The organism is Phenylobacterium hankyongense (genome assembly GCF_003254505.1).
Classification (GTDB): Bacteria; Pseudomonadota; Alphaproteobacteria; order Caulobacterales; family Caulobacteraceae; genus Phenylobacterium; species Phenylobacterium hankyongense.
In genome coordinates, this window is sequence record NZ_QFYP01000001.1 from 3,017,787 (window position 1) to 3,041,972 (window position 24,186).

19 protein-coding genes are annotated in these 24,186 nt (G+C 69.7%); 10 read left to right on the forward strand and 9 right to left on the reverse strand.

What is annotated here, in order from left to right:
- From DJ021_RS14440 to DJ021_RS14455, 4 genes are read right to left on the reverse strand one after another with little or no spacing between them, the layout of a single operon-like run.
- The gene (locus DJ021_RS14440; protein WP_111458214.1) at positions 1–924 is read right to left on the reverse strand and encodes a beta-xylosidase; all 924 of its coding nucleotides are present in this window, start codon (positions 922–924) and stop codon (positions 1–3) included.
- The gene (locus tag DJ021_RS14445) at positions 921–1,709 is read right to left on the reverse strand and encodes a TIGR04290 family methyltransferase (protein ID WP_111458215.1); all 789 of its coding nucleotides are present in this window, start codon (positions 1,707–1,709) and stop codon (positions 921–923) included. Before DJ021_RS14445 ends, DJ021_RS14440 begins: the two co-directional genes overlap by 4 nt.
- Positions 1,706–2,302 (reverse strand): histidine phosphatase family protein, encoded by a 597-nt coding sequence (locus DJ021_RS14450; protein ID WP_111458216.1) that lies wholly within the window; start codon positions 2,300–2,302, stop codon positions 1,706–1,708. Before DJ021_RS14450 ends, DJ021_RS14445 begins: the two co-directional genes overlap by 4 nt.
- Positions 2,299–3,420, reverse strand: a complete 1,122-nt coding sequence (locus tag DJ021_RS14455) for an inositol-3-phosphate synthase (RefSeq protein WP_111459119.1) — start codon at positions 3,418–3,420, stop codon at positions 2,299–2,301. Before DJ021_RS14455 ends, DJ021_RS14450 begins: the two co-directional genes overlap by 4 nt.
- Before the next feature lie 529 nt (positions 3,421–3,949).
- Here DJ021_RS14455 and DJ021_RS14460 point away from each other — a divergent pair.
- The 8 genes from DJ021_RS14460 to DJ021_RS14495 all read left to right on the forward strand — a co-directional run bounded on the left by DJ021_RS14460 (position 3,950) and on the right by DJ021_RS14495 (position 12,703).
- Positions 3,950–5,062 carry an NAD-dependent epimerase/dehydratase family protein gene (locus DJ021_RS14460; RefSeq protein ID WP_111458217.1) on the forward strand — a complete coding sequence of 371 codons (1,113 nt, stop codon included), beginning with the start codon at positions 3,950–3,952 and terminating at the stop codon, positions 5,060–5,062.
- A complete protein-coding gene (locus DJ021_RS14465; protein ID WP_165837231.1) occupies positions 5,059–6,129 on the forward strand; it encodes an SDR family NAD(P)-dependent oxidoreductase in 1,071 nt (356 codons plus the stop codon). Before DJ021_RS14460 ends, DJ021_RS14465 begins: the two co-directional genes overlap by 4 nt.
- 32 nt (positions 6,130–6,161) lie before the next feature.
- Positions 6,162–7,250: a glycosyltransferase family 4 protein gene (locus DJ021_RS14470; RefSeq protein WP_111458219.1), complete on the forward strand. Its 1,089-nt coding sequence runs from the start codon at positions 6,162–6,164 to the stop codon at positions 7,248–7,250.
- Positions 7,247–8,365 (forward strand): CgeB family protein, encoded by a 1,119-nt coding sequence (locus DJ021_RS14475; protein ID WP_111458220.1) that lies wholly within the window; start codon positions 7,247–7,249, stop codon positions 8,363–8,365. The genes DJ021_RS14470 and DJ021_RS14475 overlap by 4 nt, the downstream gene beginning before the upstream one ends.
- Entirely contained in the window at positions 8,362–9,456 is a 1,095-nt protein-coding gene (locus DJ021_RS14480; RefSeq protein ID WP_111458221.1) for a CgeB family protein, read from the forward strand. Before DJ021_RS14475 ends, DJ021_RS14480 begins: the two co-directional genes overlap by 4 nt.
- Entirely contained in the window at positions 9,453–10,568 is a 1,116-nt protein-coding gene (locus DJ021_RS14485) for a CgeB family protein (RefSeq protein WP_111458222.1), read from the forward strand. The genes DJ021_RS14480 and DJ021_RS14485 overlap by 4 nt, the downstream gene beginning before the upstream one ends.
- 78 nt (positions 10,569–10,646) lie before the next feature.
- On the forward strand, positions 10,647–12,083 hold the full coding sequence (locus DJ021_RS14490) for a phosphomannomutase/phosphoglucomutase (RefSeq protein WP_111458223.1): 1,437 nt from the start codon (positions 10,647–10,649) through the stop codon (positions 12,081–12,083).
- A gap of 110 nt (positions 12,084–12,193) precedes the next feature.
- A complete protein-coding gene (locus tag DJ021_RS14495; RefSeq protein WP_165837287.1) occupies positions 12,194–12,703 on the forward strand; it encodes a DUF1003 domain-containing protein in 510 nt (169 codons plus the stop codon).
- A gap of 9 nt (positions 12,704–12,712) precedes the next feature.
- On the opposite strand, the gene DJ021_RS14500 is transcribed toward DJ021_RS14495, so the two are convergent.
- The 3 genes from DJ021_RS14500 to DJ021_RS14510 all read right to left on the reverse strand — a co-directional run bounded on the left by DJ021_RS14500 (position 12,713) and on the right by DJ021_RS14510 (position 14,523).
- Entirely contained in the window at positions 12,713–13,477 is a 765-nt protein-coding gene (locus DJ021_RS14500; protein ID WP_111458225.1) for a metallophosphoesterase family protein, read from the reverse strand.
- Entirely contained in the window at positions 13,461–14,240 is a 780-nt protein-coding gene (locus DJ021_RS14505) for a nucleotidyltransferase family protein (protein ID WP_111458226.1), read from the reverse strand. The genes DJ021_RS14500 and DJ021_RS14505 overlap by 17 nt, the downstream gene beginning before the upstream one ends.
- Before the next feature lie 79 nt (positions 14,241–14,319).
- Positions 14,320–14,523 (reverse strand): hypothetical protein, encoded by a 204-nt coding sequence (locus tag DJ021_RS14510; protein WP_111458227.1) that lies wholly within the window; start codon positions 14,521–14,523, stop codon positions 14,320–14,322.
- Between the two features lie 314 nt (positions 14,524–14,837).
- On the opposite strand from DJ021_RS14510, the gene DJ021_RS14515 reads away from it, so the two are divergent.
- Positions 14,838–20,708, forward strand: a complete 5,871-nt coding sequence (locus DJ021_RS14515; RefSeq protein ID WP_207801854.1) for a HAMP domain-containing protein — start codon at positions 14,838–14,840, stop codon at positions 20,706–20,708.
- 19 nt (positions 20,709–20,727) lie between these two features.
- Positions 20,728–22,791, forward strand: a complete 2,064-nt coding sequence (locus DJ021_RS14520; RefSeq protein WP_243626041.1) for a response regulator — start codon at positions 20,728–20,730, stop codon at positions 22,789–22,791.
- 3 nt (positions 22,792–22,794) lie between these two features.
- Here the strand turns inward: DJ021_RS14520 and DJ021_RS14525 are convergent, their stop codons facing one another.
- Positions 22,795–23,070 carry a hypothetical protein gene (locus tag DJ021_RS14525; protein ID WP_111458229.1) on the reverse strand — a complete coding sequence of 92 codons (276 nt, stop codon included), beginning with the start codon at positions 23,068–23,070 and terminating at the stop codon, positions 22,795–22,797.
- 22 nt (positions 23,071–23,092) lie between these two features.
- Positions 23,093–24,181 (reverse strand): aldose 1-epimerase, encoded by a 1,089-nt coding sequence (locus DJ021_RS14530; RefSeq protein WP_111458230.1) that lies wholly within the window; start codon positions 24,179–24,181, stop codon positions 23,093–23,095.
- Between the last annotated feature and the right edge of the window lie 5 nt (positions 24,182–24,186).

Genomic DNA, 24,186 nt, shown 5'->3' on the forward strand with positions numbered 1-24,186 from the left:
TCAGCCCGCGGCGAAGGCCTGCGCCCGCGGCGCGCTGGCCGGGGCGTAGCGGCGCACCATCTGGGCGCAGAACTCGGCGAACTCCTCGGCGGCCTGCGGCGGGCTGGTGTGGTGCGGCTCGATCCCGCGGTGCTCCGGCGTGAAGCAGAAGGTGACGGTGACCTCGAACTCGGCCAGCGCCTCCATCTGGCGGTCGAACCAGGCAAGCGCATCGGGACGGAAGCTGTCGGCCCAGGACAGGCCGGTCCGCAGGTGCCTGACGCCCAGCCGCTTCATCCATCCGGCCGCCGCGTCGATCCGGTGGTCCTGGAAGTGGAACCACTGGCACAGGCCCATCTCGGCGGCGTAGTCGGCGTAGACCTCCAGCCCCGGCTTGGGCGCGCCGTCCGCCCGCAGCAGGCCCATGTGGAAGTGCCGGTAGTAGGAGGAGCCCTCCGCCTCCTTGTGGCGGGTGGTGGCTTCCCAGGTCTTCGGCAGGTCGTAGAGGCTGTACCAGTGGATCCGCGGCGCCTGGCCGATCAGCAGCTCGGCGGTCTTCTTCACGCCCCAGGCCTGCACCTCCTCGGAGCCGAAGCTGGAGACGCCGACTTCCGTCACCCAGACCGGCTTGCTCGTGACGGCGCGGATCTCCGCGATCTTCTGGGGCCACTCGTCGATAGCCCAAAGGTTCCAGTCGAGCGGGAAGCCATGCACGGCCAGCACGTCGACGTGGTCCAGGGCGCCCTTGCGGTCCAGCCGTTGTACGAAGGCCGGATCGATCGGCGACAGGCCGCCGAGCACGCGCGTGAGGCCGCCATTCTCCGCGGCGATCGCCTGGCCGGCCAGCCGGGTCATCTGCGCGAACCGGTCCCACTCCGGGTCGAGGTTGGGGTCCCAGTGCGACTTGTTGTTGGGCTCGTTCCAGATCTTGGCCGCCTCGATCACGCCTGGCCCCTCCCGTTGGCCTTGCCGTTGCTCTTCGGCTTGGCCGGGTAGACCGCGCCCATCGGCTTGGGGCGCTCGGTCCGGCGGCAGACGAACACCTCCTGTTCGGGATTCTCGACGATCTCGAAACCGGCGCTGCGCAGCATGGCCGCCGAACAGGCCGCGTTGGGCGCCCACCAGTTGGTCCAGTCGTTGGCGTACTCGTGCTCGATGAAGTGCATCTTCGGATAGCCGGGACTGTCGAAGTGGTCCTGCTCGAAGAAGTCGTAGTCGGCGCGCACCGCGTCGACCTCGGGCGACCCGCGCTGCATCGACTGGAAGATCAGCAGGTCGCGGGCGACGTTGTCGTGGATCAGGTCCAGCGCCAGCAGCGGATGGCGCAGGTGGTAGAGCACGCCCATGAACAGCACGATGTCGAAGGTCTCGCCGAGCCCGCCGACGTCGTAGACCGACAGCTTGCGGAACTCGATGTCCTGGCCTGTCACCTCGGCGGCGAACCGGGCCTGCTCGAGGTAGCGCTCGTCGAAGTCGATCCCCAGCACCCGGTCGGCGCCGCGGCGCTTCATCTCGATGGAATAGAAGCCGGCGTTGCAGCCGATATCGAGCACCGTCATGCCCGCCAGCTCGGTCGGGATCGCGTGCTGGAACAGCCGCCACTTGACGTTCGGATAGTCGTTCAGGAAGTGATTGGGGGCGGTCTGCACCCCGTTGAGGTCGATGTTGTGGAACCAGTCGCCGAGCGCCGTGGCGCGCTCGCGGATCTGGTCGCCGGTCAGGATCGTCATCGGGGCGCCTCGTTGATGCCCAGGACCTTCGCGCCCCAGTCGCCGACGGCGACGGTGCTCACCGAGGCGGGGCTGATCTCCAGCCGCTGATGCTGGTCGAGCGACAGGCCGAGCACCTGGGCGAGGATCGCCTTGATGGCGTCGCCGTGGCTGACCGCGGCGATGAGCTGGCCGGAATGCCGCTCGCAGGCGGCATCGAGCCAGCGGCGCAGCCGCAGCTGCACCTCCAGCATGCTCTCGCCGCCCGGCGCGCGCGCCAGCGTACGGGCCTGGTTCCACAGGCCCCAGGCAGGGTCGCCGTCCAGGTCCTCGAACCGCGCGCCGGTCCAGGCGCCGAAGTCGATCTCCTGCAGGTCGGCGGCGACCTGGACAGGCAGGCCCAGCGCCTCGGCGATCGGCTCCGCCGTCTGGCGGGCGCGTTCCAGCGGGCTCGCGTAGATCGCGACGATCGGCTCGCGCGACAGGCGCTGCGCCAGCCCGCGGGCTTCGGCGCGCCCCTGCTCGCTGAGGATCACGCCCGGCATGCGTCCGCACAGGATACGTCCGAGCCGGTCGTGGGAGCCGTGGCGCACGAAGGACACCGTGGTCGTCACGAGGCCAGCCGCACCTTCGCCCGGGCCTTCTCGGGCGGCGCGTCGCCGGCTTCGATGAATTGCAGGGTGCGTTCGCGCGCCTCGTTGTCGGTGTACTGCTCGGGCGGCGACTTCATGAAATAGCTCGACGGGCCGAGCAGGGGGCCGGCCAGCTTGCGGTCCAGGCCCAGCTTGGCGCAGCGGACGGCGTCGATGACGATACCCGCCGAGTTCGGGCTGTCCCAGACCTCCAGCTTCAGCTCGACGTTCAGCGGCACGCCGCCGAAGGTGGTGCCTTCGACGCGGATGTGGGCCCACTTGCGGTCGGTGAGCCAGGGTACGTAGTCGCTCGGCCCCACGTGGACGTCGTCGGGGTCGAGGGGAACGTCGAACTGGCTGGTGACGGCCTGGGTCTTGGAGATCTTCTTCGAGCTCAGCCGCTCGCGCTCCAGCATGTTCTTGAAGTCGGCGTTGCCGCCGAAGTTCAACTGATAGGTGCGGTCGATCCGCACCCCGCGCTCGCGGAACAGGTTGGCCAGCACCCGGTGGATGATGGTCGCGCCGACCTGGCTCTTGATGTCGTCGCCGATGATCGGCAAGCCGCGCTGCTCGAACCGCCGCGCCCAGGCCGGGTCGGAGGCGATGAACACCGGGATGCAGTTGACGAAGGCGCAGCCAGCCTCCAGCGCCTGCTCGGCGTAGTACTCCGTGGCGCGCTGCGAGCCGACCGGGAGGTAGGAGACCAGGATCTCCGCGCCGGAGCCTCTCAGCGCCTGCGCAACGTCGACCGGCGGCGCGTCCGCCTCGGCGATGTCGTCGGCCATGTACTGGCCGATGCCGTCCAACGTCGGCCCCCGCTGCACCGTCACCCCGGTCCGCGCCGGCTTCGCGAACTGGAAGGTGTTGTTGGGCGGGCAGAGAATCGCCTCGCCGAGCTCGCGGCCGACCTTGCCGGCATGGATGTCGAAGGCGGCGGCGAGCTCGATGTCGCCGACGTGGTAGCCGCCCAGCTCGACGTTCATCAGCCCGGGGGGCGGCGCGTTGCGGCTGGCGTCGGCGTAGTGGGTCAGGCCCTGGACGAAGGACGAGGCGCAGTTGCCCACGCCGACGATCCCCACACGAAGCTTGTTCCGGCTCATCACGCCCCTGCGCTGGCTGTCCGGTGGCGGCCGTGGCAGCTCCCGGGGGTAAGTACCGTAGGCAAGAACAGACTTGGCTTGAGCTTTGTTCCTAGAATAACGAAACGCCGGAACTGAATTGCCATATGACGAGATGGGCGCGCGTCAAAGCTAAAACGCCCCCTAGATAAAGCAACAAATGGCAATGACGTTCCGGCGAACATCTGCAATTGCTGCCATAAGGCTGCGCTTTGCAGATGGAGTGCTGTACAATCTTGCGGAACTTACATGAAGATGAAGGGGTTAGCGCGGCGGGTGTGACTGCGAGGGACCGCCATGATCCAGGCGAAGAGACGACGCGTCGGCGCGAGGTCGCGCCACGCCGCTCACTGCCGCCGCGTAGCCGAGCGAAGAACAGGTCCCCGCGGTCTTCTGGCTGTTGACCTCGAAACACCTCGCCGCGCGCGGCAGGGCGCAGCGGCGCAGGGCGCCCCGAAACGGACCGCGCCCCCCGCCGACCCTTTCATCTCGCTCAGCTCCTGAGCGCGAGATGGCGGACACCGTTCTCATCACCGGCGGCGCCGGGTTCATCGGCCGCCACCTGGCCCAGGCGCTGCTCGATCGCGGCGACCAGGTGCGCGTGCTCGACAGCCTCATCGAGCAGGTCCACCCGACCCGCGAGCGGCCGGCGGAGCTGGCCTCCGACGTCGAGCTGATCACCGGCGACGTCCGCGACGAGGCCGCCGTCCTGCGGGCGCTGAAGGGCGTCGACAAGGTGGTCCACCTCGCGGCCGAGGTCGGCGTCGGCCAGAGCATGTACGCGGTCGCCCGCTACACCTCGGTCAATGACTACGGCGCCGCGGTGCTGTTCCAGCAGCTGATCGACAACCCGGTGGAGCGGGTGGTCGTGGCCTCGTCGATGTCGATCTACGGGGAGGGCCTCTATCGCACCCGGGACGGCGAGCTGCGCGAGGACGTGGTCCGCGGCGGCCGCAATCCCGACGGCTCCTGGGACCCGCTCGACGAGCGGGGCCGCCCGATGCTCCCGGTTCCCACGCCGGAGACCAAGGGCAATGGCCTGAAGTCGGTCTACGCCATCGGCAAGTTCGTGCAGGAGCGGCTGACGCTGACGCTGACCAAGCAGTACGGCATGGCCGGCTCGGCGCTCAGGCTCTGGAACGCCTATGGGCCCGGGCAGGCGCTCTCCAATCCCTACACCGGCGTGCTGGCGATCTTCGCCTCGCGGATCGCCAACGGCCAGGCCCCGATGGTGTTCGAGGACGGCCAGCAGCGCCGCGACTTCGTGCATGTCCGCGACGTGGCCCGGGCCTTCCTGCTGGCGCTGGACGCGGCGGCGGCGGACGGCGAGGTGTTCAACATCGGCTCGGGCGAAGAACGCACGGTCGAGGAGGTGGCTCGCCTGCAGGCGGCGGCCATGGGCCGGCCCGACCTGACGCCGGAGATCGCCGGCAAGGCCCGCGCCGGCGACATCCGCCACTGCATTCCCGACCTGGCCAAGGCGCAGGGGGTTCTGGGCTATCGCGCCCGCGAGGATTTCGCCGACGGGCTCGCGGAGCTGGCCGAATGGGTCGCCCGCCAGGAGGCCGAGGACCGGGGGGTCGAAGCCCGCAAGGAGCTCGAGATGCGCGGGCTGGTGGCATGAGCGCGCGGGGCGGACCGGTCCTGGTCACCGGCGGCGCCGGCTTCATCGGCTGCAACATCGCCGACCGGCTGGCCTGCGACGGCCACGAGGTGATCGTCTTCGACGCCCTGACGCGTGAGGGCGTGGCGCAGAACCTCGCGTGGCTGAAGGCGCGGCACGGGGCGAAGATCGTCCACCTGGGCGCCGACACCCGCGACGGCCGGGCCGTCGACGAGGCGGTGCGCGAGGCGCAGGCGGTATTCCACATGGCCGCGCAGGTGGCGGTGACCACCAGCCTGGCGGACCCGGTCGAGGACTTCCAGATCAACGTCCAGGGCGCGCTGAACGTGCTGGAGGCGGTGCGCCGCAAAGGCGCGCGGACGCCGGTGATCTTCGCCAGCACCAACAAGGTCTATGGCGACCTGAGCGACGTTCCCCTCGAGCTTTCGGGCGACGCCTATCGGCCGGTGGACGCGGCGCTGCGGGTGCGGGGCGTGGGCGAGCACCGCCCGCTCGACTTCCACACCCCCTATGGCTGCTCGAAGGGGGCGGCGGACCAGTACGTCCTCGACTACTCGCGCAGCTTCGGGGTGCCGACCTGCGTGATGCGGATGAGCTGCATCTACGGGCCGCGGCAGATGGGCACCGAGGACCAGGGCTGGGTCGCGCATTTCCTGATCCGCGCGCTGGAAGGCCAGCCGATCAGCATCTACGGCGACGGCCGGCAGGTGCGCGACATCCTCAACGTGGCCGACGCCGTCGAGGCCTACATGGCCGCCTGGCGGCGCATCGATGCGGTGAGCGGCCGCGCCTTCAACCTCGGCGGCGGACCCAACAACGCCGTCAGCCTGATGCAGCTGCTGGGCTACATCGAGGAGCTGACCCACCGAAAGGTCGAGCTGGCCTTCGCCGGCTGGCGGGCCGGCGACCAGCGCTACTACGTCTCCGATCCGTCGCTGGCGCGCCGGGAGCTTGCACTGGCCGAGCCGTTGGAGTGGCGGACCGGCGTCGCGCAGCTCGCGCAATGGCTGACCGCGGAGCGCGGGCCCAAGGGCGTCCGGCGCCAGCGGGCCGAGGCCCTGTCGTGAGGTCGGCGGCGTCCTCGGCGCCCCGGGTCCTGATGACCGCCGACGCCGTGGGCGGCGTCTGGACCTACGCCGTGGACCTCGCGCTCGGCCTGGCGGGGACCGGGATCGAGACCACCCTGGTCGTCCTCGGCCCGCCGCCCACGGTTGACCAGGTGGCGCAGGCCCACGCCGCGCCGCGGCTGAGGCTGCTGGACACCCGGCTGCCGCTCGACTGGATGGCCAGCGAGCCGGCCGAGATCCTGGAGGTCGCCGCCGTCATCCGCGGTCTGGCGCGCGGGACGGGGGCGGACCTGATCCACCTCAACAGCCCGGCGCTGGCGGCCGGCGGCGGTTTTGCCGCGCCGGTGGTCGGCGTCTGCCACTCCTGCCTAGCGACCTGGTGGAGCGCGGTGAAGGACGGCCCCATGCCGCCGGACTTCCGCTGGCGCAGCCGGTCGCTGCGGCGGGGCATGCTGGCCTGTGACGCCTTGATGGCGCCGACCGCGGCCTTCGCGGCGGCCGCCGCCGAGACCTATGCGCTCCCGCGTCCCTTGGTGGTGCGCAACGGCCGCACGCCGCCGGCGCTCCCGACCGGCCGGCGCGAGCGCATGGTGTTCACCTCGGGCCGGCTTTGGGACGAGGGCAAGAATATCGCGGTGCTTGACGCCGCCGCGGCGCTGATGGGCGCGCCGCTGTACGCCGCCGGCCCATCGCAGGGCCCCAGCGGCGAGCCGGCGAGGCTCCGCCATGCCCGGGCGCTCGGCCGGTTGCCGGCCGAGGCGGTCGCCGACTGGCTGACGCGGGCGCCGGTCTACGCCTCGGCGGCGCTGTACGAGCCCTTCGGCCTGGGCGTGCTGGAGGCGGCGCAGGCCGGGTGTGCGCTGGTGCTGTCGGACATCGCGACCTTCCGGGAGCTCTGGGACGAGGCGGCGGTCTTCGTGGACCCCGGCGACGCCAGGGAGTTCGCCGCGGCCTGCGATGGGCTGCTGGCCGATCCCGCGCTGGCCGCGCGGCTGGGGACCCAGGCCCGGGCCCGCGCCGGGCGCTACACCGTCGAGGCGATGACCGCCGGCGTCGTCGACGTCTACGGCCGGGTCCGGCCCGACCTGTTCACGCCGGCGTGCGAGGCGGCGGTGGCATGAGGATCGTCTACTTCACCCACTCGCTGGCCTCCTGCTGGAACCACGGCAACGCCCACTTCCTGCGCGGCGTCCTGCGCGAGCTGATCCTCCGCGGCCACGAGGCGAAGGTGTTCGAGCCCGACGACGCCTGGAGCCTGCGCAACCTGCTGGCCGACCACGGAGAGGCTGGACTGGACGCCTACCGAGACGCCTATCCGGAACTGAGCTCGACGGCCTTCGGACCGCAGTTCGACCCCGCCGCCGCCCTGGACGGCGCGGACCTGGTGATCGTCCACGAGTGGAACGACCCGGCGCTGGTGGCCGCCGTCGGCCGGGCGCGCGCCGCGGGCGGGCGGTTCACCCTGCTGTTCCACGACACCCACCATCGCGCCGTCAGCGACCCCGAGGCCATCCGCGCCGTCGACCTGTCGGGCTACGACGGCGTGCTGGCGTTCGGCGAGGCGCTGGCGGAGGTCTACCGCCGCTGGGGCTGGGGCGAGCGGGTGTTCGTCTGGCACGAGGCCGCCGACGTGGCGCTGTTCCATCCGCCGGTGGAGGCGGGCGCCCGCCAGGGGCTGGTCTGGATCGGCAACTGGGGCGACGGGGAGCGGACGGCGGAACTGGAATCTTTCCTGTTCGCGCCGGCCCAGGCCGTGGGGTTGCCTCTGGACATCTATGGGGTCCGCTACCCCGATCCGGCCCGCTGGATGCTGGCCCGCTATGGCGCGCGCTATCGGGGCTGGGCGCCGAACGCCAGGGCGCCGAAGATCTTCGCGCGCCATCTCGCCACGGTGCACGTGCCGCGCCGCTTCTATGTGGAGGCGCTGCCCGGCATCCCGACGATCCGGGTGTTCGAGGCCCTGGCCTGCGGCATCCCGCTGGCCTCGGCGCCGTGGTCCGACGCCGAGGGCCTGTTCCGGCCCGGCCGGGACTACCTGGTCGCCCGGGACGGCGAGGAGATGAAGCGCCACCTGCGGGCGCTCGCCAGCGACGCCGACCTGCGGGCGGCTCTGGTCCGCTCCGGCCTGGAGAGCATCCTCGCGCGCCATACCTGCGCCCATCGCGCCGAAGAGCTGCTGGCCATCGCTGCGCGCCTCTCGCCGACCTGCCGTCCAGCCCTGGAGACCGTCGGATGAAGATCGCCTTCTACGGCTCCAGCCTGCTGTCCTCCTACTGGAACGGCGCGGCCACCTACTACCGCGGCATGCTGAGCGAGCTCGCCAAGCGCGGCTACGACGTCACCTTCTACGAGCCCGACGCCTTCGACCGGCAGAGCCACCGCGACATCGAGCCGCCCGAGTGGGCCAAGGTGGTGGTCTATCCGGCCACGGAGTCGGCGGTGCGGAAGGTGATGGACTGCGCGGCCGAGGCCGACGTCGTGGTCAAGGCCAGCGGCGTGGGCGTGTTCGACGACGTGCTGCTGGAGGGCGTGATGGCGCTCGCGCGGCCGCATGCGGTGAAGATCTTCTGGGACGTGGACGCCCCGGCGACGCTGGCGGACCTGCGCGCCGACCCGGGCCTGCTGATGCACCGCATACTGCCGCAGCTCGACCTGGTGCTGACCTATGGCGGCGGGCCGCCGGTGATCGCCGCCTACGAGGGCTTCGGCGCGCGGATCTGCCGGCCGATCTACAATGCGCTGGACCCGAGCACCCACCATCCGGCGGCCCCGCAGGCCCGCTTCGAGGGCGACCTGAACTTCCTCGCCAACCGGCTGCCGGATCGGGAGACGCGGGTGGAGCGGTTCTTCCTGGAGCCGGCCGCGCGCCTGCCGGAGCGCCGCTTCCTGATCGGCGGCAGCGGCTGGGACGACAAGGCCATGCCGCCCAACGTGCGGCGCATCGGACATGTCGGCACCGCGGACCACAACGCCTTCAACGCCTCGCCCCTGGCGGTGCTGAACGTCGCCCGCGACTCCATGGCCGATGTCGGCTTCTCGCCGGCGACGCGGGTGTTCGAGGCGGCGGGGGCGGGCGCCTGCCTGATCACCGACGCCTGGGACGGCGTCGAGCTGTTCCTCAACCCCGACGAGGAGGTACTGGTGGCCCGCGACGGCCAGGACGTGGCCGAGCACCTGGCCGGCCTGACGCCGGAGCGGGCACGCGTCATCGGCGAGGCAGCCCGCCAGCGGATCCTCTCGGAGCACACCTACGCCCGCCGCGCCGCCGAGGTGGACGCCCTGCTCAGGCGCGAGTCCGCCGCCGGGCGGGAAAGGAGCCTGGCGTGAAGCTGGTCGTCCTGGGCCTCAGCCTGTCCTCGTCCTGGGGCAACGGGCACGCGACCACCTATCGCGCGCTGCTGGCCGCCTTCGCCGCCCGCGGGCACGACGTGCTGTTCCTGGAGCGCGACGCCCCCTGGTATGCGAGCCATCGCGACCTGGCGCGGCCGTACTTCTGCCGCTTCGCCCTCTACGCGGACCTCGCCGAGCTCAAACGGCGCTGGCGTTCGGAGATCGAGACGGCGGAGGCGGTGGTGGTCGGCTCCTACGTGCCCGACGGCGTCGCGCTGGGCCGCTGGGTCCAGGAGTCCGCGCGCGGGGTGACCGCCTTCTACGACATCGATACGCCGGTCACCCTGGCCAGGCTGGAGGCCGGTGATGCGGACTATATCTCGACCGAGCTGATCCCCGGCTACGACGTCTATCTCTCCTTCACCGGCGGGCCCACGCTGGAGCGCATCATGCGCCGGTACGGCTCGCCGGCGGCGAGGGCGCTCTACTGCTCGGTGGACGCCGACGCCTATCGGCCTTCGGCCCAACCGAAGCGCTGGGACCTGAGCTACCTCGGCACCTACAGCCCTGACCGGCAGCCGACCCTGGACCGCCTGCTGCTGGAGCCCGCCCGCCGGGCCCCGGACCTGAGGTTCTGCGTCGCCGGCCCGCAATATCCGCCGGACATCGACTGGCCCGCCAATGTCGAGCGGCTGGAGCACGTGCCGCCCGCCGACCACCCGGCCTTCTATGCGGCCAGCCGCTTCACCCTGAACGTCACCAGGGCGGACATGATCGCCGCCGGCTACAGCCCGAGCGTACGCCTGTTCGAAGCGGCGGCCTGCGCCACGCCGATCGTCTCCGACCGCTGGGAGGGCCTGGAGACGCTGTTCGAACCGGGCCGCGAGATCGTGCTCGCCGAACACCCCGAGCAGGTGCTTCAGGTTCTGCGTGCGACGCCGGAGCCCGGCCGCCGCGCCATGGCCGAGGCGGCGAGGGGGCGGATCCTCGCGGAACACACCGCGACACATCGCGCGGCGGAGCTGGAGGCGCACCTGCGCGAGGCGATGGAAGCGTCGGCCAAGCCACGCCTGGAACAAGGGAGGCGCGCAACCATTGCTTGGTTTTAGGAGGACGTCCGGCGACGGGGCGTCTCAGGCGAGCGCGGTGACGAGGCCCTGGTCACTGCCGGACGGGAGCTGACGGCCATGACTTTCGAGGCGTTCGGACAGCCGGACGTGGAACACGCTCCCCCGCGTGTCGACCGATCGACCGAGCCGCCCGGGGCTCGCATCCGACCGGAAGCCATCCGCGCCTACGACATCAGAGGGCACGCCGGCCGCGACATCGATCGGGCGGGCGCCTACGCCCTGGGCCTGTCCTACGCCACCGCCGCCCGCAGCGAGGGCCTCCTGCGGGTCGGCGTCGGCCGTGACGGACGGCTGAGCTCGCCGAGCCTTGAGCAGGCGCTGGTCTGGGGCCTGATGGACGGCGGCATGCGCGTGGAGCGTGTCGGGCTCGGTCCCACGCCCATGCTGGGCTTCGCCGTGCGCGAACTGGCGCTGGACGGCGCCATCATGGTCACCGCCTCGCACAACCCGCCGGCCGAGAACGGCTTCAAGATCCTGCTGGGGGACCAGCGGGTGCACGGCGCGGCGCTGCAGCGGCTGGTCGACGGCCCGTGCGCCCGCGACGTCTGCGGCTCCGCGCGGCGCGCCTCCATCATCGACGCCTATGTCGAGGAGCTCGCCCGGTCGGCCAAGGAAATGGCCCCGCTGAAGGTCGCGTGGGACTGCGGGCACGGGGCCACCGGGCCAGTGGTGGAGCGACTGACGGGGCTGCTGCCAGGCGTCCATCAGCTGCTCAACACCGAGGTCGACGGCCGTTTCCCGGTTCACCACCCCGACCCCGCGGCGCCGGAGAACCTGTCGCAGCTGGCTGAGACCGTGGTCGCGCAGGGCTGTGACCTGGGCGTGGCGTTCGACGGCGACGGCGACCGGCTGGGCGTTGTGGACGCCCAGGGCCGCATCCTGTGGGCCGACCAGCTGCTCCTGTTGCTGGCCCGCGACCTGCTGGCGCAGACCCCGGGCGCGGCGGTGGTGGCGGACGTGAAGTGCAGCAAGGTGCTGTTCGACGGGGTCGCCCAGGCCGGCGGCCGCTGCGCCCTGTCGCCGTCGGGCTATGTGCTGGTGCGCGAGGCGATGGAGCAGGAGAACGCCCTGCTGGGCGGCGAACTGTCCGGCCATATCTTCTTCGCCGATGGCTGGGGCGGAGCGGATGACGCCATCTACGCCGCCATCCGCACCTTCCTGGCGATCTCGCGCCTGCCGGGCGGACTGGCGGCCTTCCGCGACAGCCTGCCGCCGAGCTTCGCGACGCCGGAGCTGCGCATCTCCTGCCCTGAAGCGCGCAGGGCTGCGGTGGTGGCCGAGGTCGCCGAGCGGCTGGCGCATGACGGCGCGACCTTCGACGCCAGGTTCGGCCTGCGAGTGGAGAGCCCCGACGGCTGGTGGCTGCTGCGCGCCTCGGGCACCGAGGCGAAGCTGACCGGCCGCTGCGAGTCCCTGCATCCGGATGGCCTGGATCGGCTGCGCGGCGAGCTCAGACGCCATCTCGAACTGAGCGGGCTCCACGGGGAGGTCTAGCCGACGTCGCCGTTGGAACACCCCGCCTCAGCGGGGGTTGGCTGACGATGGACGCTGAGCGTGCAGAACCCCCGCCGACCGCCGGCGGCGAGGCCGGAGCCGATCGGGACATGGCGGCGGTCCTGCGGCGCAATATCGAGGCCATGCGCGCCCAGCGCCACCGGGAGGAAGGCGAAGCCGGGTGGGGCGAGCGGCTGGCCGGGCGGATCACGGCCTTCAGCGGTTCCCTGGCCTTCGTCTGGCTGCATCTGGCGCTCGTGGCCGCCTGGGTCGCGGTGAACCTGGGCCTCGTGCCGCAGGCGCCGCGTTTCGACAGAAGCTTCGTGATCCTGGCGACGGTCGCGTCCGTGGAGGCCATCTTCCTCTCCACCTTCGTGCTGATCAGCCAGAACCGCATCGCCGCCTTGGCGGAAAAGCGCGCCGCCCTCGACCTGCAGATCAACCTGCTGGCGGAGTACGAGATCACCCAGCTGGTGAAGCTGACCACCGCAATCGCCGGCAAGCTGGGCCTGGACGACGCGCGCGACCCGGAGCTGGAGGAGATCGCCCAGGAGGTCGCGCCCGAAACGGTGCTGGAAGAACTCGACGAGGAGATGGCGGCTCGGACCAAGCGCGGCTAGGCCCGCGTCTCACACGTTGAACAGGGCGAACTCCACGCCGACATCGCGGTTCAGGACCGGCCTGGCGACGTTGTAGACGGGGATCCCGCGCGGGGTGTGGCCCTGGTAGGCGCCGCGGTGGGCGTGGCCGTGGACCACGCATTTCACCCCCTCGAAGCGGTCGATGGTCTCGCCCATCCGCGCCGAGCCCAGGAAGGGGAAGATCTCCGGCGGCTCGCCGATCACCGTGTCCTCCACCGGTGAGTAGTGCAGCACTACCACGGTGCGTTCGGTGCGAAGCATCCGCAGCGAGCTCTCCAGTTTCAGGTTCTCGTCGACCGAGGCCTGGACGAAGGCCTTGATCTCCGGCTCGCCGAAGGCGCTCAGCATGTAGCGACCGAAGCCGCCGATGAACCCCTTGGCGCCGGCGAAGCCGACGCCGGCGATCTCGAACGCCTCGCCGTCCAGCAGCTGGAGCCCCGCCTGGTGCAGGATGCGGGCGACCTCCTCGGGCTGGCCGCATTCGAAGTCGTGGTTGCCGAGCACGCCCACGACAGGGATCGAACAGGCCTGCAGGTCCTCGGCCAGGATTTCCGCCTCCGGGGTCTTGCCGAAGTTGGTGAGGTCGCCGCAGAGCGCCAGCACATCGGCCTCCTGGCTGATCCGCGAGAACAGCTCCCGATACGGATGCGGATGGTTCTCGCCCACGTGCAGGTCGCCGATCGCCGCCAGCCTCATGGCGCCGGTCGGCACGGCGGGGCCGGGCGCGGTTTCCGGATCAGGCGATAGGCTCATGCCGCTCCTCCAGCCCCTTGCCGACCACGTCGGCGAAGCCCCATTCGGTGATGTCGGTGACGTAGTCGCGCGGCGAGAACAGTCGTCCGCGGCAGACCTTCACCCGCGCCGGCGGCAGGCCGACCTGCGCCTGCAGGCGGGCGGTGAGCTCGTCCATGATCCAGCGGGGAACGACGTCGCGCTCGGTCGGATAGACGAAACGGAAGTTCAGAAGGTGGGTGAGCAGCACCTCCCAGTAGGGCTCCATGTACCGGAGCAGCCGCTGCCAATCGATGCGGTCGTGGGCCCGGTAGATGACGTGCACCACGTCGGCGCCGTCGTACCGGTAGCGGTCCTGGATGAACATCTTGGAGAGGATCAGCTCGGTCGGCGGGGTGATCTTCGCCTCCGCCCCATAGACATTGATGGTGTCCTCGCCCTCGAACCACTCCTCGGTGATCGGGGCGACGCCGTTCGACATCGCGAAGATCACGTCGAAGAAGTGGTTGTCCTGCCAGACCTTGGCGATCCAGCGCTCGTCCTCGACGTCGGTGCGGTAACCCCGCTCCTGGAAGTAGGCGAGGATCTTGGGGAAGTCCCCGGCCTTGCAGAAGACGTCGAGGTCCTTGGTCGGCCGGACCAGGCCGGTGTAGGCGGTCACGGCATAGGTGCCGGAGAGCATGAAGGGGATGCCCGACTCCGTGAGCAGCCTCAGGCTTTCGGCATAGAAGGCTTCGGCCTCCGGCGGCGGCTCGAAGGCGGAGTCGTCATAGGGTTGCGACATTGCGGAGGAGGCTCTCGGGTTGCGGGCGCAGCAGGCCCTCCCGAAACGGAGCCTCGCCGCCACGGTTCCGGCTCAGGCCTCAGGCCTCGACGTCGCGCGGCGGCTCGCAGGACAGGTCCACGAACCGCGACGCGTAGCCGGCCCGCTTGGTGGCCTCGGCGAGCATCGCCGCTTCTTCGCGCGCCTCGCGCACGTCGGCGTGTTCGGAGAGCAGGTCGGCCTCGACGTTGACGGCCCAGCCATGGCGGGACCGCGCGACGATGAAATGGATAAGCGCACTCATAAAAAGCCCAACCCGCAAACGGGCGAGCCGGTTCACCTTAGCAATTGTTATTCTTGATTTTCTTTATCAGCTCTGGTGAAGTCACGCTGTCGCGCCGGGTGGATTCGGGCTGCGGAATCGAGCCCGATGGGCTAAATTGGCCTAGGCCCAATTCTATAACATTTTTTGCAGCGCAGCTGGAACTTCGGCCCGCGTTCGATCGTTCGTACCAACAGGGCGGGGGTGTGTCTTGTCGCTGATCTGATAGCCGTGGCGCTCAGGTCCGCACAGTCATTGCCCCGGCTATCGCGCCACGCTTGCTCCCCGGGGAAATCATGCCTGAGTCCGTCGCCCAAGCCTCCAAGGCCGCCAAGTCCAAGATTTCCCGGCGCACCAAGGCGCAGCCATCGGAGGCCTCGGTCGAGACGGCAGAACTTCTGGCGGCGTTGCGCGCCTTCCGGCGCGGGGACTTCTCGGTACGGCTTCCGCGCGGCCTGACGGGCGTCAACGGCGAGATCGCCGAGGCCTTCAACGAAGTGGTCGAGCTCAACGACCGCATGACCAAGGAATTCGAGCGGCTGGGCGAGACCGTCGGCCGCCAGGGCAAGATCAACCACCGCGCCAAGCTGCCGACCGCCCAGGGGTCGTGGGCGGCCAGCGTCGACGCCGTCAACACCCTGATCGCCGACATGGTCCACCCGACCGCCGAAATGGCCCGCGTGATCGGCGCCGTGGCCAAGGGCGACCTGTCGCAGACCATGGACCTGGAGAACGAGGAGCGGCCGCTGCGCGGCGAGTTCCTGCGGATCGGCAAGGTCGTGAACACCATGGTGGGCCAGCTGGGCTCCTTCGCCTCCGAAGTGACCCGGGTGGCGCGCGAAGTGGGCACCGAAGGCAAGCTCGGCGGCCAGGCCCAGGTGAAGGGCGTCGCCGGCACCTGGAAGGACCTCACCGACAACGTGAACTTCATGGCCGCCAACCTCACCGGCCAGGTGCGGAACATCGCCGAGGTGACCACCGCCGTGGCCAACGGCGACCTCTCGCGCAAGATCACCGTGGACGTGAAGGGCGAGGTGCTGGAGCTGAAGAACACCATCAATACCATGGTGGACCAGCTGAACGCCTTCGCCTCGGAAGTGACCCGGGTGGCCCGCGAAGTGGGCACCGAAGGCAAGCTCGGCGGCCAGGCCCAGGTGAAGGGCGTCGCCGGCACCTGGAAGGAGCTCACCGACAACGTGAACCTGATGGCCGGCAACCTGACCGGCCAGGTGCGGAACATCGCCGAAGTGACCACCGCCGTGGCCCGCGGCGACCTGTCCAAGAAGATCACCGTGGACGTGAAGGGTGAAATTCTCGAGCTGAAGAACACCATCAACACCATGGTGGACCAGCTGAACGCCTTCTCCTCCGAAGTGACCCGCGTGGCCCGCGAAGTGGGCACCGAAGGCAAGCTCGGCGGTCAGGCCCGAGTGGAAGGCGTGACCGGCGCCTGGAAGGACCTCACCGACAACGTGAACTTCATGGCCGCCAACCTGACCGGCCAGGTGCGGAACATCGCCGAGGTGACCACCGCCGTGGCCAACGGCGACTTGTCCAAGAAGATCACCGTGGACGTGCGCGGGGAGATCCTGGAGCTGAAGAACACCATCAACGTCATGGTGGACCAGCTGAACGCCTTCGCCTCCGAAGTGACCCGGGTGGCGCGCGAAGTGGGTACGGAAGGCAAGCTCGGCGGCCAGGCGAACGTGAAGGGCGTCGGCGGCACCTGGAAGGACCTCACCGACAACGTGAACCTGATGGCCGCCAACCTGACCGGCCAGGTGCGGAACATCGCCGAGGTGACCACCGCGGTGGCCATGGGCGACTTGTCGAAGAAGATCACCGTGGACGTGCGCGGGGAGATCCTGGAGCTGAAGAACACCATCAACACCATGGTGGACCAGCTGAACTCCTTCTCCTCCGAAGTGACCCGCGTGGCCCGCGAAGTGGGCACCGAGGGCAAGCTCGGCGGCCAGGCCCAGGTGAAGGGCGTCGCCGGCACCTGGAAGGAGCTCACCGACAACGTGAACCTGATGGCCGGCAACCTGACCGGCCAGGTCCGCAACATCGCCGAGGTGACCACCGCCGTGGCCAACGGCGACCTGTCCAAGAAGATCACCGTGGACGTGAAGGGTGAAATTCTCGAGCTGAAGAACACCATCAACACCATGGTGGACCAGTTGAACGCCTTCGCCTCCGAAGTGACCCGCGTGGCCCGCGAAGTGGGCACCGAAGGCAAGCTCGGCGGCCAGGCCCAGGTGAAGGGCGTCGCCGGCACCTGGAAGGACCTCACCGACAACGTGAACTTCATGGCGGCCAACCTCACCGGCCAGGTGCGGAACATCGCCGAGGTGACCACCGCGGTGGCCATGGGCGACTTGTCGAAGAAGATCACCGTGGACGTGCGCGGGGAGATTCTGGAGCTGAAGAACACCATCAACACCATGGTGGACCAGCTGAACTCCTTTGCCTCCGAAGTGACCCGGGTGGCGCGCGAAGTGGGCACCGAAGGCAAGCTCGGCGGCCAGGCCCAGGTGAAGGGCGTCGCCGGCACCTGGAAGGACCTCACCGACAACGTGAACCTGATGGCCGCCAACCTGACGGGCCAGGTGCGGAACATCGCCGACGTGACCACCGCCGTGGCCAAGGGCGACCTCTCCAAGAAGATCACCGTGGACGTGCGCGGGGAAATCCTGGAGCTGAAGAACACCATCAACACCATGGTGGACCAGCTGAACTCGTTCGCCTCCGAAGTGACCCGGGTGGCGCGCGAAGTGGGTACTGAAGGCAAGCTCGGCGGCCAGGCGCAGGTGCCCGGCGTCGCCGGCACCTGGAAGGACCTCACCGACAACGTGAACATGATGGCCGCCAACCTGACGGGTCAGGTGCGGAACATCGCCGACGTCGTCACCGCGGTGGCCATGGGCGACCTGAAGCGCAAGCTGACCCTGGACGCCAAGGGCGAAATCGCCGCGCTCGCCGACACCATCAACGGGATGATCGAGACGCTCGCCACCTTCGCCGACCAGGTGACCAACGTGGCCCGCGAAGTGGGCTCCGAAGGCAAGCTCGGCGGCCAGGCCCGGGTGCCCGGCGCCGCCGGCCTGTGGCGCGACCTGACCGACAACGTGAACGAACTGGCCGCCAACCTGACCACCCAGGTCCGCGCCATCGCCGAGGTGTCCACCGCCGTGACCAAGGGCGACCTGACGCGGTCGATCACCGTGGAAGCGTCGGGCGAGGTGGAGGAGCTGAAGAACAACATCAACGAGATGATCCGCAACCTGAAGGATCAGACGTTGAAGAACACCGAGCAGGACTGGCTGAAGACCAACCTGGCGCGGTTCACCCGCATGCTGCAGGGCGAGCGCGACCTCTCGACCGTGTCGAACCTGGTGCTGTCCGAGCTGGCGCCGCTGATCAACGCCCAGCACGCGGTGTTCTACGTCACCGACCGGGACGACGACGGCCAGACGGTGCTCAACCTGGCGGCCTCCTACGCCTTCAACAACCGCAAGCACCTGGCCAGCCAGTTCAAGGTCCGCGAAGGCCTGATCGGACAGTGCGCCTATGAGAAGTCGCGCATCCTGCTGACCAACGTGCCGAAGGACTACGTGCAGATCTCCTCCGGCCTCGGCGAGGCGCCGCCGGCCAACATCATCGTCCTGCCGGCGCTGTTCGAAGGCGAGGTGAAGGCGGTGATCGAACTGGCCACCTTCGGCGAGTTCAACGAGACCCAGCAGCAGTTCCTTGATCAGCTGATGGAATCCATCGGCATCGTGCTCAACACCATCGCCGCCAACATGCGGACCGAGGGCCTGTTGAAGCAGTCCCAGCTGCTGACCTCCGAGCTGCAGGCGCAGCAGGAAGAGCTGAAGAAGACCAACGACCGCCTCGAACAGCAGGCCGCGTCGCTGCGTCAATCCGAAGAGCTGCTCCGCACCAAGCAGGAGGAACTGCAGCAGACCAACGCCGAGCTGCAGGAGAAGGCGCACCTGCTGTCGGTGCAGAACCAGCAGGTGGAAGCCAAGAACCGCGAGGTCGAACAGGCCAAGATCGCCCTCGAGGAGAAGGCGGAACAGCTGGCGCTGACCTCCAAGTACAAGTCCGAATTCCTGGCCAACATGAGCCACGAGCTGCGGACGCCGCTGAACTCGCTGCTGATCCTGTCGAAGCTGCTGGCCGACAACACGCCCGGGAACCTCAGCGAAAAGCAGGTGGAGTTCGCCTCCAACATCCACGACGCCGGCACCGACCTGCTGGGCCTGATCAACGACATCCTCGACCTGTCGAAGATCGAATCCGGCACGGTCACCCTGGACATCAGCGAGATGTCGTTCGCCAGCCTGCGCGACCAGGTCGACCGGACCTTCTCGCAGATCGCCGTCGACAAGAAGCTGGACTTCGTCGTCGAGCTCGACCCGGCCCTGTCGCGCTCGATGTACACCGACGACAAGCGCCTGCAGCAGATCATCAAGAACCTGCTGTCGAACGCCTTCAAGTTCACGGAACGGGGACATGTGAAGCTCAAGGTCGAGCGGGCGCACTCCGGCTGGAGCCTGGCCAACGACCACCTCAACACCGCGGGCCAGGTGCTGGCCTTCTCGGTCGAGGACTCCGGCATCGGCATCCCCGAGGAGAAGCAGCGGATCATCTTCGAGGCCTTCCAGCAGGCCGACGGCACCACCAGCCGCAAGTACGGCGGCACGGGTCTGGGCCTGTCGATCAGCCGCGAAATCACCCGCCTGCTCGGCGGCGAGCTGCGCGTGACCTCGGTCCCGGGCAAGGGCTCCACCTTCACCCTCTACCTGCCGCTGAACTTCAGCCCGGCCCAGGCGCCCTCCAGCAGTCGCGCCACCTCCATGCCGCCGCTGCCGCGCCCGATGCTGATGCCCTCGGCCTTCTCGGAGGATCCCGTGGAAGCCGTGGCCGACGACCGCGACACCATCGGCTCGGGCGACAGCGTGGTGCTGATCGTGGAGGACGACCCGCGGTTCGCCTCCATCCTGCTCAGCCTGGTGCATGAATCCGGCTTCAAGGGCGTGGTGACGGGCGAGGGGGCGGCTGCGCCGTCGCTGGCCCGCCGCTTCGGTCCAGACGCCATCATGCTCGACATCGGCCTGCCGGACATGGACGGCCTGGCCCTGCTCGACCTCCTGAAGCGCACGCCGGAGACGCGGCACATCCCGGTGCACGTGATCTCGGCCGACGATCAGAAGGGCCTCGGCCTGTCGATCGGCGCCTTCGGCTTCACCCACAAGCCGGTGGAGCGCGAGGTGGTGGTCTCCACCCTGCAAGGCGTGAAGACCTTCGTCGACAAGGTCGAGCGGCGCATCGTGCTGGTCGGCGCCGAGGGCGAGGCGGCCGACGTGCTGCGGCAGTGCTTCACCCAGGTCGAGCTTGTCGCCGACCTGGCCTCGGTGCTCGACCGCCCGGCGGCCGATCGCCCGGACGGCCTCATGATCGACGCCTCGGCTGTGCCGGCGCCCGCACTGATCGACCAACTGAAGCAGACCGACGGGCGGGTGGCGCCGGCGGTGGTCTATGTCCCCGAGGACATCGACGCCGAGGACGACCGCCGGCTGCGGCTGGCGGTGTTCGGCGGCCTGGTCAGGCTGGCCCGCACCCCCGACCAGCTGGTGGAGCAGGCGAGCCTCCTGCTGCACGAGCCGATGGAGCGGATGTCCGCCTCCACCAAGGCCAAGCTCAACCAGAACAAGCACGACGATTCCGTGCTGTCGGGCCGTAAAGTCGTCGTCATTGACGACGATATCCGCAACATCTTCTCGCTGGCCTCGGCCCTCGAGGAATACGGTATCGAGCTCTCCTACGCCGAGAGCGGCCGCGCCGGGCTCGAGGTGCTCGACGCCAAGCCGGAGGTGGATGTGGTGCTGGTGGACATCATGATGCCGGACATGGACGGCTACGAAACCATCCGGGAAATCCGCTCGCGGCCGGGCCTGAGCGATCTGCCGATCGTCGCGGTCACCGCCAAGGCGATGAAGGGCGACCGGCAGAAGTGCATCCAGGCGGGCGCCTCCGACTACGTCTCCAAGCCGGTCGACATCGACCACCTGGTCTCGGTGCTCAGGGTGTCCATCCAGCGCGCCGACGCCATGAAACTGGCCAGCGACACGGTCGTATCCCTGCTGCCGCAAGCGAGCTGACGTGACCCGAGCCTCCCCCGTGAGCGGGCGCCAGCGACCCTGGCGCGCGGACCCTCAGGCGCCTCCAGACCTGGAGACGCCGCTTACCGCGCGCATCCTGATCGTCGACGACGACGAGCGGAACGCCTTCGCCGCCGTCCAGGCGCTGGAGGAACTGGGCCACGAGCTGGTGGTGGCGCGCTCGGGCGAGGAAGCCCTGCGGCGGCTGCTGACCGAGGAGTTCGCCCTCATCCTCCTCGACCTGCACATGCCGGGGATGGACGGCTACGAGACCGCCGAACTGGTCCGCTCGCGCAAGCGCACGCGGGACACGCCGATCGTCTTCCTGACGGCGATCTTCCGCGACGAGGCCCATGTCTTCCAGGCCTATTCGGCAGGCGCCGTGGACGTGGTCTTCAAGCCGGTGGACCCGTTCATCCTGAAGTCCAAGGTGACGGTCCTGGTCGACCTCTACCTGAAGACCGAAGAGATCAAGCGGCAGTCGGCTTACCAGCAGTGGCTGCTCGACGAGCATGCGCGGGTGAAGGCCGAGAAGGCGCAGACCGAACGCGCCCTGCGGCGCACCGAAGCGCGGCAGGAAGCCATCCTGCAGTCCCTGCCCATCGTCTTCACCTCGCGCGGAATCGATCCGCCCTATGCGCCGCAGTTCGTCTCGGAATCGGTGCTGTCGATCACCGGCTTCCCGGCCAGCCGGTTCGTGGACGAGGCGGAGTTCGGCTCCAGCCGCATTCACCCTGAGGACGTCGACCGCGTCGTGCAGGCCATGACGGGCGCGGTCAAGACCGGGCGCTATTCCTGCGAGTACCGCTGGCTGTGCGCCGATGGCCAGTACCGCGTCCTCCAGGACCAGGGCGTGATCGCGCCCAGCCTGGACGGAGAGCCGCGGGAGATCTTCGGCGTCCTGCTCGACGCCACCGACCGGCACTCGCTGGAAGAACAACTCACTCAGGCCCGCAAGATGGAGGCGGTCGGCCAGCTGACCGGCGGCGTCGCCCACGACTTCAACAACCTGCTGACGGTGGTGCTCGGCAACGTCGACATCATGGCCCGCAAGGCCGAGGACGAGGCGCGCCGGATCCGCCGCATCGAAGCCATCCGCCAGGCCGCCGAGCGCGGTCGCGACCTGACCCGCCAGCTGCTCGCCTTCTCGCGCCGCCAGCATCTGAGCCCGGTGACCCTCAACGTCGGCACGTTGATCCGCGACTTCGCGCCGCTGATCCGGCAGGCGGTCGGCGAGGCGGTCACGCTCGACCTGGCCTTGTCCGAAGAGACGCTCTGCGCCCACGTCGATCCGACCCAGCTGGAGACGGCGCTCCTGAACCTGGCGGTGAACGCCCGCGACGCCATGCCCGAAGGCGGGGTGCTGTCGATCGAGACGCACCGCGAAAGCGATCCCGAGAGCGTGATGATCACCGTGCGCGACACCGGCGTCGGGATGTCGTCGGACGTGCGCGAGCGGGTCTTCGAACCCTTCTTCACCACCAAGGAGGTCGGCAAGGGTTCCGGCCTGGGCCTAAGCCAGGTCTACGGGTTCGTCCGCCAGTCCGAAGGCGAGGTCCGCCTGGACAGCGCCGTGGGGCAGGGGACGGCCTTCCACCTGCGGCTTCCGATCTCCGAGGCTCCGCTGCAGGAGGTCCGCGCGGAAGCCCCCCAGGCGGAGATCGTGGGCGGGACGGAGCGCATCCTGCTGGTCGAGGACGAGCCCACCGTGCTGGCGCTCACCCTCGATATGCTCACCGGCCTGGGCTACCAGGTGGCCACCGCCACCAACGCCGCCGAGGCGCTGGAGGTGCTGCATTCCGGCGCCGAGGTCGACCTGCTGTTCACCGACGTGGTGATGCCCGGCGGCGTGAGCGGCGTCAGCCTGGCGCGGACGGCGCGCGAGCTGCGGCCGGACCTGCGGGTGCTGCTCACCTCCGGCTACGTGGGCGAGGGCGCGGTGATCGAGAACGCCGAGTTCCCGCTGCTCGACAAGCCCTATGAGTCGACCCTGCTCGCCGCGAAGCTGCGCAAGCTGCTCGACCCGCGTCCGCCCCGGCGCAGGCGCGGCCGGGCGTCCGAGGGCTCGGTGGCGGCCGAGTAGCCCCTAGGCTTCGGAGTTCCGGGCGAGGCGGCGGAGCGCGGCCGCCAGCCGGCGGGCGTGCATGCGCCCGATCTTCGCATCGCGGTCGCCGCTGGACAGGGCCTGGGCCATGGCCTCCAGCTGCTCGGCGCGGCCCTCCGGCGCAAACGCCTGCGCCAGCAGGTTGGCCTCGGCCATCAGATCGGCGCGCATCTGGGTTGGACAGGCGTCGAGAAGCGCCTCGTCGAAATCGACAACCGTATTGTTGGCCAGTTCGTCCGCTTGGGGCGCGTGGTTCATAGGAGCCTCTGGTTGGCTCCCCTCAACCATCAGGTGAGATTCGGGTTCCGACGGCGAAGGCGTCCACCCGGACATCGTAGCTTACCGAGCCGCCGGGCGGCGTCAGCGCCATGCCGGTGTCCGTCCCCGGTGGCCATACCGCGCCGTAGGGATCGGCGAGGTTGAACTGCGGCTCCACCACCACGAAGTCCTTGTCGGGCGGGGCGTAGACCTGGACGGCGCGGACGTCCGGCGACGGCGAGGCGATCCGCAGGCCGAGCCCGCCGGCCGGGTCCAGCACCTCCACCACCGTGCGGCCGTCCTCGCGGCGCAGCCCTGTGAAGCAGTCGTCCAGGTAGAGGTCGCCGAGCGGCGCGCCGGACGGCCCCCCGAAGTCATATGCGCTTCCCGCCACCTCCAGCAGCCGCCCGGTCGGCAGCACCTCGTCGTAGTCGTTCACCTCCACGCGCCGGTCCGCGGCGAGACGCAGGCGCGCCTGCCGGCGATCGCCGCCCGCGAGGCTGAAGTAGGGGTGCCAGCCGAGCCCGATGGGCAGGGGCGCGTCACCGACGTTGCGGGCGGTGACGGAGAGCTCCAGCCCGCCGCCGGCCAGCCGCCATTGGAAGGCGAGTTCGGTCCTCGACGGCCAGCGGCCGCCGAAATCGCCGGCCTCCAGCCGGCCTCGCAGGGTGTCGGGCGCCGGCTGCTCGTAGGGAACCGCCGTGTCGAGGATCAGCCCGTGCATGGCGTACTGCTCGGCGCCCGGCGCCTTGCCGCCCCAGTTGCGGGGCAGGCGGACCGTCTCGCCGGCCACCTCGGCTTCGATCTCCCGGGCGGATGGCGCGGCGCGGCCCCGGATCCGGTTGGCGTAGGGGGCCAGGATGGCGCCGCCGAAGGCGAAAGACCGGTTGCCTGCGAAGTCTTCGGGCCCGCCGGCGAGCTGATCGGCGGCGTCCGGGGGCGTGAACAGCGCGTCCAGCGTCCGCCCCGACGGCAGGCGAAGCCGGGCCTGCAGCAGCATCATGCCGCGCCCGGGCAGGACGACGGCTTCGGTGAAGGCCGGGCGGTCGAGGGGCGGGTCCTGCGCCCGCAGGGTCACCGCCGGCGCGCCGCCGATCTGCGCCGCGTCCATGGCCC

Coding starts and splice junctions, on each gene's coding strand:
- DJ021_RS14455 (WP_111459119.1), bottom strand. CDS start 3,420: ATGAGCCGGAACAAGCTTCGTGTGGGGATCGTCGGCGTGGGCAACTGC.
- DJ021_RS14470 (WP_111458219.1), top strand. CDS start 6,162: ATGACCGCCGACGCCGTGGGCGGCGTCTGGACCTACGCCGTGGACCTC.
- DJ021_RS14515 (WP_207801854.1), top strand. CDS start 14,838: ATGCCTGAGTCCGTCGCCCAAGCCTCCAAGGCCGCCAAGTCCAAGATT.
- DJ021_RS14460 (WP_111458217.1), top strand. CDS start 3,950: ATGGCGGACACCGTTCTCATCACCGGCGGCGCCGGGTTCATCGGCCGC.
- DJ021_RS14495 (WP_165837287.1), top strand. CDS start 12,194: ATGGCGGCGGTCCTGCGGCGCAATATCGAGGCCATGCGCGCCCAGCGC.
- DJ021_RS14505 (WP_111458226.1), bottom strand. CDS start 14,240: ATGTCGCAACCCTATGACGACTCCGCCTTCGAGCCGCCGCCGGAGGCC.
- DJ021_RS14510 (WP_111458227.1), bottom strand. CDS start 14,523: ATGAGTGCGCTTATCCATTTCATCGTCGCGCGGTCCCGCCATGGCTGG.
- DJ021_RS14490 (WP_111458223.1), top strand. CDS start 10,647: ATGACTTTCGAGGCGTTCGGACAGCCGGACGTGGAACACGCTCCCCCG.
- DJ021_RS14525 (WP_111458229.1), bottom strand. CDS start 23,070: ATGAACCACGCGCCCCAAGCGGACGAACTGGCCAACAATACGGTTGTC.
- DJ021_RS14445 (WP_111458215.1), bottom strand. CDS start 1,709: ATGACGATCCTGACCGGCGACCAGATCCGCGAGCGCGCCACGGCGCTC.
- DJ021_RS14500 (WP_111458225.1), bottom strand. CDS start 13,477: ATGAGCCTATCGCCTGATCCGGAAACCGCGCCCGGCCCCGCCGTGCCG.
- DJ021_RS14480 (WP_111458221.1), top strand. CDS start 8,362: ATGAAGATCGCCTTCTACGGCTCCAGCCTGCTGTCCTCCTACTGGAAC.
- DJ021_RS14465 (WP_165837231.1), top strand. CDS start 5,059: ATGAGCGCGCGGGGCGGACCGGTCCTGGTCACCGGCGGCGCCGGCTTC.
- DJ021_RS14530 (WP_111458230.1), bottom strand. CDS start 24,181: ATGGACGCGGCGCAGATCGGCGGCGCGCCGGCGGTGACCCTGCGGGCG.
- DJ021_RS14475 (WP_111458220.1), top strand. CDS start 7,247: ATGAGGATCGTCTACTTCACCCACTCGCTGGCCTCCTGCTGGAACCAC.